Source organism: Pseudomonas sp. (assembly GCF_049590575.1).
GTDB lineage: Bacteria > Pseudomonadota > Gammaproteobacteria > Pseudomonadales > Pseudomonadaceae > Aquipseudomonas.
This window is the reverse complement of record NZ_JBAWDE010000301.1, coordinates 23075-32799: the sequence shown is the minus strand read 5'-3', so window position 1 is coordinate 32799 and position 9725 is coordinate 23075. Positions and strand designations below refer to the sequence as shown.

The following is a 9725-nucleotide window of genomic DNA, read 5'->3' as shown; positions in this document are numbered from 1 at the left end:
CAACTGCGCGGTGGCGGCCGCCGTGCGCTCGCGTGCGCGGCGCTCCAGGTAGCGACCGGCCAGCAGGAACAGCGCGAACATGCCGACGGCGTCGAAGTACAGCTCGCCGACCCCGGTGATCGCGGTCCAGATACCCGCCAGGTAGGCGCCGCCAATCGCCAGGGACACCGACACATCCATGGTCAGGTGGCGGGTGCGCAGGTCACGCATCGCGCCCTTGAAGAACGGCGCGCAGCTGTAGAACACGATCGGCGTTGTCAGAAACATCGCCACCCAGCGCAGGATTACGTGCAGCTCCGGGCTCAGGTCGATGTTGAATTCAGGCCAGGTGGCCATGGTCGCCATCATTGCCTGGAACCACAGCAAACCGGCCACGCCGAGTTGGCGCAAGGCCAGGCGGTTTTCGCCGGCCAGTTGCTCGGCGGCGCGGTCCGCCTGATACGGGTGAGCAGCGTAGCCGATCTGGCGCAGTTCACTCAGCAGCTGGCTCAACGGCAATTGCGCGTCGGCCCAGCGCACCTGCAGGCGATGGTTGGACAGGTTCAGCCGCGCCTCGGCGACGGCGGGTAGGCTGCGCAGGTGTTTTTCGATCAGCCAGCCACAGGCCGCGCAGCTGATGCCTTCGATCAACAGGGTGGTTTCGGCGAGGTCGCCCTCGTGGCGTACAAAGGGTTTTTGCACATCGGCGCGGTCATACAGCGCCAGTTCGTCCACCAGTTGCACCGGCAGCGCCTCGGGGTTGGCCGAGGCTTCGCTGCGGTGTTGGTAATAGCTTTCCAGCCCACCGGCCACGATGGCCTCGGCCACCGCCTGGCAACCCGGGCAGCACAGTTCGCGGCGCTCGCCGAGGATTACGGCGGTAAACCGGCTGCCGGGTGGGACGGGCAGGGCGCAGTGGTAGCAGGAGGTTGGGCTGGTCATAGGTTTAGATCTTAGCTGGCAGGAAGGGCCTCATCGCGGGCAAGCCCGGCTCCCACAAGGGACCGCGAGGCGGTGCGACGTCTCGACTTGCCCGCGATGCGCGAAGCGCAGGCTTTTACTTCTTCAGGTCTTCAGCACCCTGCAACGGCTCGTCACCGAGCAGCAAGTCCTTGTCGTGGCTGACCTGTTCTTCTTCGAACAGGCGCCAGGTGCGGTCGCCTTCCACGCCGAGCAATTCGACGAAGCGGCGGCCTTCGACCTTGTCGGTGACCTGGCCGATGTAACGGCCCGCTTCACTGTCGCTGCGGGCCAGGTTGACCTTGCGATCCTTTTCCGGCTGCGTCGGCGAAATCAGGTTCAACTCCAGGGTGGCCGGGTTGCTGTTGCCGGTCAGGTGCACCTCGACTTCGCCGGTCAGCGCGTCCAGGTGCACCTTGGCGCGCAGTTGCAGGGTCTGGGCCAGCAGTTCGCGGTCCAGGGAGCGGTTGATGCCTTTGCCGGCCTCGTAGTAGTTGTCGTTGACCAGGTTGTCCGGGTTGTTCACCGCGATCGTCACCATGGACAAGGTCAAGGTCACCGAGCAGGCCAGGATCGCGATGATGATCCAGGGCCAGAGGTGCTTGTACCAGGGGCTTGCGGCAGTGGCTAGGGGCATTGTTCTGCTCTCTATTAACGAAACTTTCTATTTATCAACGAACTTGGGGGCCGATGAATCGGCTCTTGGCTTCAATATGAACGCTGTCGTCATCGGCATCCTTGAGGATGAAGGTTACCTCGTTGGTGCTCGACGGCAGTTGCTCCGGCGCACTCGACAACTCCACCGGCATGCTGACGATATCACCGGCCGCCACCTTGATTTCGCGGCGGCCCTGCAGCTTCAGGTCCGGCAGGCCGGCGGCGTCGAGCACGTAGGTGTGGTCGCGCTGGTCCTTGTTCATGATCTTCAGGCTGTAGACGTTTTCGATCCGCCCTTCGGCGTTTTCGCGGTACAGCACGCGGTCCTTGCTGACGTCGAAGCCCACCAGCGAGCGCATGAAAAACGCGCCCGCCAGCAAGCCGATCATCGCCAGCAACACCAGCGCATAGCCGATCAGGCGTGGGCGCAACTTGTGGGTTTTCTGCCCGGACAGGTTGTGCTCGGTGGTGTAGCTGATCAGGCCGCGCGGGTACTCCATCTTGTCCATGATGGTGTCGCAGGCATCGATGCAGGCCGCGCAGCCGATGCACTCGATTTGCAGGCCGTCGCGGATGTCGATACCGGTCGGGCACACCTGCACGCACATCGTGCAGTCGATGCAATCGCCCAGGCCTTCAGCCTTGTAGTCGGTCCCTTTTTTACGCGGGCCACGCACTTCGCCACGGCGCGGGTCGTAGGACACGATCAGCGTGTCTTTGTCGAACATCACGCTCTGGAAGCGCGCGTACGGGCACATGTAAATGCACACCTGTTCGCGCAGCCAGCCGGCATTGCCGTAGGTGGCGAGGGTGAAGAAACCGACCCAGAAATACGACCAGCCATCGGCCTGGCCGGTGAAGAAGTCGAACACCAATTCGCGGATCGGCGAGAAGTAGCCGACGAAGGTCATGCCGGTGGCAAAGCCGATCAGCAACCACAGCGTGTGCTTGCTGAGTTTGCGCAGGAACTTGTTCGCACCCATCGGCGCTTTATCCAGCTTGATGCGTTGGTTGCGGTCGCCTTCGGTGACCTTTTCGCACCACATGAAGATCCACGTCCACACGCTTTGCGGGCAGGTATACCCACACCACACACGCCCGGCGTACACCGTGATAAAGAACAGCCCGAACGCCGCAACGATGAGAATGCCCGAAAGCAGGATGAAGTCCTGGGGCCAGAAGGTCGCGCCAAAAATAAAGAATTTACGTTCCGGCAGGTTCCACCAGACGGCCTGGTGGCCACCCCAGTTCAGCCACACGGTGCCGAAGTAGAGCAGGAACAGGGCTGCGCCGCCGAGCATGCGCAAATTGCGGAACACCCCGGTGAAGGCCCGGGTGTAGATTTTCTCTCGCGAGGCGTAGAGATCAACGGTTTTGGCAGGCGGGGTAACGTTATGTACCGGTATTTGGTCGCTCATCATTGCATCCCACGGCGGTGGAGATTTGCCTCGGCCGATACGTGCCAGCCGGGGTCAAATTGGGGTGTTGCAGTGGCGTAATGATACGCCCCTGGTGTGGCTTAACAGGTGCGACCTTTGGTCGCATTGGGGTTAATCAATTGATGGTGTACGTGACGCAGATCAATTGACTTGTGAAGTATGGACGGTTTTTGCAGCCAAGCCGGTCATTCATCCCATGGATTAATCAGTGGGACGCCGCTGGACTTGAAGTCACCGACGTTGCGCGTGACCACCGTCAGCCCATGTACCAGAGCGGTCGCGGCTATCAACGCATCACTCTCATTGGCCTGGTCCGGCACCTGCAAGTGCGCGCAGCGCAGCGCTACTGCTGCGTCAACCGGCAGGATTCTGGTATCGAACGCCGGCAGCACATGGCGCTTGAGCCAAGTGCGTAACAGCTTGCCTTGAGCGGGGTCGCGACGCTCCATGCGCAGTACCCCGGTTTCCAACTCTTTTAGAGTAATCGCCGAGATAAACATGCGCGGCGCGGTAACGCTTTTGGCCCAGGCGACCACATTGGCGTCAGCCTGGGGTTTACGAAGTTCAGAGATCACATGGGTGTCGAGTAGATACATCAAGAGAAGTCCACGGGTCGTTGAGTGATCACGGCACGTTCGGGTTCAAATTCGATTTCGGCCGCTTCAGGCAGCACCAACAGGTCAACGATGTCGACATTCAGACCGGTCAGTTTCTGGTAGTCCTCAATGCTTAGCAGTACATGGGCAGGTTTGCCGCGATCGGTGATGAAAACCGGGCCTTGGCGGGCGGCTTTTTTGGCACCGCTTGTGTCTTGGTTGAATTCGCGGCTGGAAATAGTGGTGATAGTCACGGGGAACCCCCTCCTTTTCAGGCTGTATGTAGTTACGTTACTACTTTTCGCGTCCGGGCGACAACCCGGTCTTTCCGAGCGGCTGGCGCTGACTGTTGCTAAGGCGTTTACGGGGGCCTGCCTGGTGCTAAGTCTTACATCGAACTGGGGCTTATTCAGTGGTCAGGGCGGATCAGGTCTTACGATTCAAGTGATGTTTTTTTACACATGAAAAATGGGTTTGTAGGAACGGTTTGGCGATTGCTATCACTTATTGCCTATCAGGTTTCAATTGAAGTCTGGAGGGTTCCAGAGAGGGCTCGAACCGGGTCCTCCCTGTGAGGCCAGGCAATATTCAATAAGCATTTTGTCTATGAGGAGTCACCATGAACATCAATTCCCTTGTTCATTCAGCCGTACCTGCCAACACACCGTCATCAGCCTCTACTCAAGCGCCTGCTTCCGATAATCCATTTAAATCCTTGAGCAACAAAGGCATGGCGACTTATCTGAGCAACAACTTCTCCAAGTTTGTCGACCCGAACAAACCGGGTGTGGTCACCCGCGAATCGCTCCACGCGATAGCGCACGGCAGCCCGCAGGAAGGTGCCGACGCTCATTTCTCTCGGTTTGCCCTCGCGCTATTGGGTAATCCCGGGCTCATGGAGCAACTCGCCCGGAGTGGCGATATCGACCGTCCAAGCGTAAGCGCCTACATAAAACCTCAGAACGGTCGCTTCAGCGGTCTGTCCGATCTCAGCCTCACGTGGCATTTACTTAATAAGTTCAGCACGTTTTCGAAACCCTATGAATTCGTCACAGGGCGCAACGCCTCGGAAATGGAAAACGTGGTTACGCGGGAAACCTTGCAGGCGGTCAAGTCGTCCGATGCTTCGAGTCGGTACACTGACGAGGACAGAATGTTTGCAAGTGAACTGCTGTCCAGGAAGTCACTGACGGGTAAGGTGCTTGATGGGTTAGGTGGGTCCGGATTTCAGAATATGATTTCTCATACGGTGTTGGATGAGTGGCTCACCCTCGGTAATCGGACTTGGATCTGAATGCTGATTGTGGCACGGACGTGCCGCAGGATAACGGTCTGCCAAACATCGAAAAAAAGCCCCGCCGGCAGTCACGGGTGGGGCTTTTTCAGTGGCATTGCCGCTTACTCAGTCTCCGCTTCCTGCTTGGCATGGGACAAGCTGTAAACATACGCCGCGAGCAAATGGACCTTGTCATTGCCTTGCAATTGCTCCTGCGCGGGCATCTGGCCCTGGCGGCCGTAGCGGATGGTCTGCTGCAGTTGCGCGAAGCTCGAGCCGTAGATGAATGCACCTGGGTGGGTCAGGTCCGGCGCGCCCATCGCCGGCGTGCCTTTGCCCTGTGGCCCGTGGCACGCCACGCAGTTGGCGGCGAACAGTTTCGCGCCGTTGGCCACGTCGGCCTTGGCGCCTTCCGGCAGTTTGCGGCCGTCGAGGTTGGTCACCACAAAGCCCGCCACGTCGGCCACGCCTTGCTCGCCGATCACTTCGGCCCAGCCGGGCATCACCGCATGACGGCCTTGCATGATGGTTTGCTTGATGGTGGCCGGCTCGCCGCCCCAGCGCCAGTCGGCGTCGGTCAAGTTGGGGAAGCCGTAGGCGCCCTTGGCGTCGGAACCGTGGCACACCGAGCAGTTGGAGGCAAACAGGCGGCCGCCCATCTTCAAGGCTTGCGGGTCTTTGGCAACTTCTTCAATCGGCATCGCGGCGAATTTGGCAAAGATCGGCCCGAACTTGGCGTCCGACCTGGCCATTTCCTTTTCCCATTCATGCACGCCGGTCCAGCCGGTCTGGCCGTTGGCGAAGGGGGTTTGCTTGTCGTTGTCGAGGTAGTTGTAGCCCGGCAGCAGGCCTTTCCAGTTGCCCAGGCCGGGGTAGAGCGCCAGGTAGCCGAGGGCGAAGATGATGGTGCCGACGAACAGCATGAACCACCACTTTGGCAGCGGGTTGTCGTACTCCTCGATGCCGTCGAACGAGTGGCCGACCGTTTCGTCCGTCTGCTCGGCGCGCTGGCCCTTGCGGGTCGACAGCAGCAGCCAGGTCAGGGCGAAGATGGTACCCAGACTGAGGACTGTGACGTACAGACTCCAGAACGTAGTCATTCTTTGTTACTCCTAGACGCTTGCTCGACGTGCTTGATGGCTTCGGGGTCATCCGCAAAGGGCAACATCGTCGCGTCGTCAAACTCCGCCTTGCGCCGTGGGCTGAACACCCACAACGCCAAACCGATAAAGGCCACCATCACGACAACGGTGCCCAGGCCTCGAATCATCCCGATATCCATGGAGATCACCGTTTGCTTTTGATGAGGGTGCCCAGGCCTTGCAGGTAGGCCACCAGTGCGTCCATTTCGGTCTTGCCCTTCACGGCGGCCGCTGCACCGGCGATGTCTTCATCGGTGTAGGGCACGCCCAGGGCGCGCAGGACTTCGAGTTTCTTCGCGGTGTCCTTGCCGTCGAGCTTGTTTTCCACGAGGAACGGGTACGCCGGCATTTTCGACTCAGGCACTACGTTGCGCGGGTTGTACAAGTGCGCGCGCTGCCAGTCATCGGAGTAACGCCCGCCGACACGGGCCAGGTCCGGGCCGGTACGCTTGGAGCCCCACAGGAACGGGTGGTCCCAGACGCTTTCACCGGCGACCGAGTAGTGGCCGTAGCGTTCGGTTTCAGCACGGAACGGGCGGATCATCTGCGAGTGGCAACCCACGCAGCCGTTGGCGATGTAGACGTCACGGCCTTCGACTTCAAGGGCTGTGCGCGGCTTCATGCCTTCGACCGGTTTGTTGGTCACGTCCTGGAAAAACAGCGGGACGATCTGGGTCAGGCCGCCGATGCTCACGGCGATGACCATGAAGAAGGCCAGCAGGCCGATATTCTTCTCGACTACTTCATGCTTCATCAGTGGGCTCCCACAACGGCGATCTTGGCGGCGGCTTCGGCTTCTTCAGGGTCCGAGGCACGCACGGTGCGCCAGACGTTGTAGGCCATGAACAGCATGCCGCTGGCAAAGAACAAACCGCCGAGGGCGCGGACGATATAGCCCGGGTGGCTGGCTTGCAGCGCTTCGACGAAGGAGTAGGTGAGGGTGCCGTCATCGTTGATCGCACGCCACATCAGGCCCTGGGTGATGCCGTTGACCCACATCGAGGCGATGTAGAGCACGGTGCCGATGGTGGCGAGCCAGAAGTGCGCGTTGATCAGCCCGACGCTGTGCATCTGCGCGCGGCCGAACAGTTTCGGGATCATGTGGTACAGCGCGCCGATGGAGATCATCGCTACCCAGCCGAGGGCGCCGGCGTGCACGTGGCCGATGGTCCAGTCGGTGTAGTGGGACAGCGAGTTGACGGTCTTGATCGCCATCATCGGCCCTTCGAAGGTCGACATGCCGTAGAACGCCAGCGACACCACCAGAAAGCGCAGGATCGGGTCGGTGCGCAATTTATGCCAGGCGCCCGACAGCGTCATCATGCCGTTGATCATGCCGCCCCAGCTGGGTGCCAGCAGGATGATCGACATCGCCATGCCCAGCGACTGCGCCCAGTCCGGCAATGCGGTGTAGTGCAGGTGGTGCGGGCCCGCCCAGATGTACAGGGTGATCAGCGCCCAGAAGTGCACGATGGACAGGCGGTACGAGTAGATCGGACGTTCGGCCTGTTTCGGCACGAAGTAGTACATCATCCCCAGGAAACCGGTGGTCAGGAAGAAACCCACGGCGTTGTGGCCGTACCACCACTGGATCATCGCGTCCGTTGCCCCGGCGTAGGCCGAGTAGGACTTGAACAGGCTGACCGGCAGCGAGGCGTGGTTGACGATGTGCAGCATCGCCGTCACCAGGATAAACGCGCCGTAGAACCAGTTGCCGACGTAGATGTGCTTGGTCTTGCGCTTGACGATGGTGCCGAAGAAAACCACGGCGTAGGTCACCCACACAATCGCCAGCAAAATGGCGATCGGCCATTCCAGCTCGGCGTATTCCTTGGTGGTGGTGTAGCCCAGCGGCAGGGTGACGATGGCGCCGAGGATCACGGCTTGCCAGCCCCAGAAAGTGAAGGCGGCGAGGCCGTCGGAGATCAGTCGCGTCTGGCAGGTTCGCTGCACGACATAGTAGGAGGTGGCAAACAATGCACAGCCGCCGAAGGCGAAAATCACCAGGTTGGTGTGCAGCGGGCGCAGGCGGCCGAAGGACGTCCAGGGCAAACCGAAATTCAACTCCGGCCACACCAGTTGCGAGGCGATGAACACCCCGAGCCCCATGCCAAGGATCCCCCAGACCACCGTCATGATGGCGAACTGGCGGACTACCTTATAGTTATAAGCAGTCGGACTGATTGCTGTGCTCATTCTAAGGTTCCACGGTTTAGGTTTTTTTATAGTTGAAATCGGCCGCAAGTATGGACAAACCGAGGGGCCATTGCAACGCAATGGCTGACCTGTATCAATGCGTTCCGGGCCAGATTCTGCGCCCTTTCCATGTTTGGCGTAGGGACAAAATCAGAAATCGAAAGCTGATCAAGTGGACAGGAATTTTTTCAGGCCGCAGCGATCAACGTCGCGCGCGCCAAAACCGCTCCACTCTGCAGGGAAGCGTAGACCCGAATGGCAGGGGGGGAAAGTTGTGTGTTGGAAGGGGGTGACCTGTGGCGAGGGAGCTTGCTCCCTCGCCACCGTCAGAGGTTACTCAGGCTGGCTTGGCGGCGTTGCACCTTCAGCGTTATGCGACAAGCTGTACACGTAGGCTGCGAGCAAGTGCACCTTGTCCTGGCCCTGCAGCACTTCCTGCGCCGGCATCTGGCCCTGGCGGCCATGACGAATGGTCTGCTGCAATTGCGCGAGGCTGGTGCCGTAGATGTAACCGGCAGGCTCGGTCAGGTTGGGCGCGCCCATGGCTTCCATCCCATGGCCTTGCGGGCCGTGGCAGGCTACGCAGGTGGTGCTGAAGGCCGCTTGGCCGGCGGCCAGGTCGGCGGTGCTGTTGGCGGGCAAGGGCAGCTTGGCCAGGTCGTGACGGACATAGGCGGCGACGTTTTTCACGCCGTCGTCGCCGAGTATTTCACCCCAGGCCGGCATCGCCGCGTGGCGCCCGTTGAGGATGGTCGCCTTGATCGCCTCGGCCGAGCCGCCCCAGCGCCAGATGTTATCGGCCAGGTTCGGGAAGCCGAATGCGCCCTTGGCGTCCGAGCCGTGGCACACCGCGCAGTTGGAGGCGAACAGGCGGCCGCCCATCTTCAATGCCTGCGGGTCCTTGGCGACTTCTTCCACGGGCATGGCCGAGAATTTGGCGAAGATCGGCCCGAACCTGGTGTCGGCCTTGGCCATCTCCTTGTCCCACTCCTTGGCCGACGTCCAGCCGTCTTCATAGCCCGGCAACACGCCTTTCCAGTTGCCCAGGCCCGGGTAGAGGATCAGGTAGCCGACCGCAAACACCAGGGTGCCGGCGAACAGCATGAACCACCACTGGGGCAGCGGGTTGTCGTATTCCTCGATGCCATCGAAGGCGTGGCCCATGGTCTGGTCGACGCTGCCCTTGGTCTCGCCCTTGCGGGTGCCGATCAAGAGCCAGGTCAAGCCGATCAGGCTGCCGAGGGTCAGTACGCAGATCCATGTACTCCAGAACAGGGTCATGGCCGGTTGCTCCTTGTTGCAGGCTCTTCTTGAGCGTCGGGTGGGGTGGGTTCATCGGCGAAGGGCAGCAGGCGCGCCTGCTCGAATTGCGCATTGCGCTTGTTGTTGAACACCCATAGCGACAAGCCGATAAAGGCGATGGCAACCACCAGCGTGCCGAGGCCGCGGATGGTGCCCGCATCGAATTCAAATCCCATGG

Annotated in this window: 12 protein-coding genes; 1 reads left to right on the top strand and 11 read right to left on the bottom strand. The window is 60.6% G+C overall.

The genetic code is table 11. From position 1 onward, the window contains the following. From WBR57_RS21140 to WBR57_RS21120, 5 genes are all read right to left on the bottom strand, one after another. On the bottom strand, nt 1–921 hold a 921-nt coding region (locus WBR57_RS21140; RefSeq protein ID WP_424086287.1), incomplete at its 3' end, for a heavy metal translocating P-type ATPase metal-binding domain-containing protein. A 115-nt stretch (nt 922–1036) separates the two neighbouring features. Further along, the gene (locus WBR57_RS21135; RefSeq protein ID WP_424086285.1) at nt 1037–1576 is read right to left on the bottom strand and encodes a FixH family protein; all 540 of its coding nucleotides are present in this window, start codon (nt 1574–1576) and stop codon (nt 1037–1039) included. A 34-nt stretch (nt 1577–1610) separates the two neighbouring features. Then, on the bottom strand, nt 1611–3014 hold the full coding sequence (gene ccoG / locus WBR57_RS21130) for a cytochrome c oxidase accessory protein CcoG (RefSeq protein ID WP_424086283.1): 1404 nt from the start codon (nt 3012–3014) through the stop codon (nt 1611–1613). A gap of 206 nt (nt 3015–3220) precedes the next feature. Next, nucleotides 3221–3631: a type II toxin-antitoxin system VapC family toxin gene (locus tag WBR57_RS21125; RefSeq protein ID WP_424086281.1), complete on the bottom strand. Its 411-nt coding sequence runs from the start codon at nt 3629–3631 to the stop codon at nt 3221–3223. After that, entirely contained in the window at nt 3631–3885 is a 255-nt protein-coding gene (locus WBR57_RS21120) for a type II toxin-antitoxin system Phd/YefM family antitoxin (RefSeq protein ID WP_424086279.1), read from the bottom strand. The genes WBR57_RS21125 and WBR57_RS21120 overlap by 1 nt, the downstream gene beginning before the upstream one ends. 365 nt (nt 3886–4250) lie before the next feature. On the opposite strand from WBR57_RS21120, the gene WBR57_RS21115 reads away from it, so the two are divergent. Next, nucleotides 4251–4925, top strand: a complete 675-nt coding sequence (locus WBR57_RS21115) for a hypothetical protein (RefSeq protein ID WP_424086277.1) — start codon at nt 4251–4253, stop codon at nt 4923–4925. 104 nt (nt 4926–5029) lie between these two features. Here WBR57_RS21115 and ccoP (WBR57_RS21110) read toward each other — a convergent pair whose 3' ends face one another. The 6 genes from ccoP (WBR57_RS21110) to WBR57_RS21085 all read right to left on the bottom strand — a co-directional run bounded on the left by ccoP (WBR57_RS21110) (nt 5030) and on the right by WBR57_RS21085 (nt 9723). Then, a complete protein-coding gene (gene ccoP / locus WBR57_RS21110) occupies nt 5030–6007 on the bottom strand; it encodes a cytochrome-c oxidase, cbb3-type subunit III (RefSeq protein WP_424086275.1) in 978 nt (325 codons plus the stop codon). Continuing rightward, nucleotides 6004–6189 carry a cbb3-type cytochrome oxidase subunit 3 gene (locus WBR57_RS21105; protein WP_424086273.1) on the bottom strand — a complete coding sequence of 62 codons (186 nt, stop codon included), beginning with the start codon at nt 6187–6189 and terminating at the stop codon, nt 6004–6006. The genes ccoP (WBR57_RS21110) and WBR57_RS21105 overlap by 4 nt, the downstream gene beginning before the upstream one ends. A gap of 5 nt (nt 6190–6194) precedes the next feature. Beyond that, nucleotides 6195–6803, bottom strand: a complete 609-nt coding sequence (ccoO, locus tag WBR57_RS21100) for a cytochrome-c oxidase, cbb3-type subunit II (protein ID WP_424086271.1) — start codon at nt 6801–6803, stop codon at nt 6195–6197. Continuing rightward, nucleotides 6803–8245, bottom strand: coding sequence for a cytochrome-c oxidase, cbb3-type subunit I (ccoN, locus tag WBR57_RS21095; RefSeq protein ID WP_424086269.1), 1443 nt, complete (start codon nt 8243–8245; stop codon nt 6803–6805). The genes ccoO and ccoN overlap by 1 nt, the downstream gene beginning before the upstream one ends. A gap of 333 nt (nt 8246–8578) precedes the next feature. Next, nucleotides 8579–9526, bottom strand: a complete 948-nt coding sequence (gene ccoP / locus WBR57_RS21090; RefSeq protein ID WP_424086267.1) for a cytochrome-c oxidase, cbb3-type subunit III — start codon at nt 9524–9526, stop codon at nt 8579–8581. Continuing rightward, complete coding sequence (locus WBR57_RS21085) at nt 9523–9723, bottom strand: cbb3-type cytochrome oxidase subunit 3 (RefSeq protein WP_424086265.1); 201 nt, start codon at nt 9721–9723, stop codon at nt 9523–9525. Before WBR57_RS21085 ends, ccoP (WBR57_RS21090) begins: the two co-directional genes overlap by 4 nt. Nucleotides 9724–9725: the final 2 nt, after the last annotated feature.

Excerpts from the sequence above, each read along its gene's own strand:
- WBR57_RS21135 (WP_424086285.1), bottom strand. The coding sequence starts at position 1,576 with ATGCCCCTAGCCACTGCCGCAAGCCCCTGGTACAAGCACCTCTGGCCC.
- ccoG (WP_424086283.1), bottom strand. The coding sequence starts at position 3,014 with ATGAGCGACCAAATACCGGTACATAACGTTACCCCGCCTGCCAAAACC.
- WBR57_RS21125 (WP_424086281.1), bottom strand. The coding sequence starts at position 3,631 with ATGTATCTACTCGACACCCATGTGATCTCTGAACTTCGTAAACCCCAG.
- WBR57_RS21115 (WP_424086277.1), top strand. The coding sequence starts at position 4,251 with ATGAACATCAATTCCCTTGTTCATTCAGCCGTACCTGCCAACACACCG.
- ccoP (WP_424086275.1), bottom strand. The coding sequence starts at position 6,007 with ATGACTACGTTCTGGAGTCTGTACGTCACAGTCCTCAGTCTGGGTACC.
- WBR57_RS21105 (WP_424086273.1), bottom strand. The coding sequence starts at position 6,189 with ATGGATATCGGGATGATTCGAGGCCTGGGCACCGTTGTCGTGATGGTG.
- ccoO (WP_424086271.1), bottom strand. The coding sequence starts at position 6,803 with ATGAAGCATGAAGTAGTCGAGAAGAATATCGGCCTGCTGGCCTTCTTC.
- ccoN (WP_424086269.1), bottom strand. The coding sequence starts at position 8,245 with ATGAGCACAGCAATCAGTCCGACTGCTTATAACTATAAGGTAGTCCGC.
- ccoP (WP_424086267.1), bottom strand. The coding sequence starts at position 9,526 with ATGACCCTGTTCTGGAGTACATGGATCTGCGTACTGACCCTCGGCAGC.
- WBR57_RS21085 (WP_424086265.1), bottom strand. The coding sequence starts at position 9,723 with ATGGGATTTGAATTCGATGCGGGCACCATCCGCGGCCTCGGCACGCTG.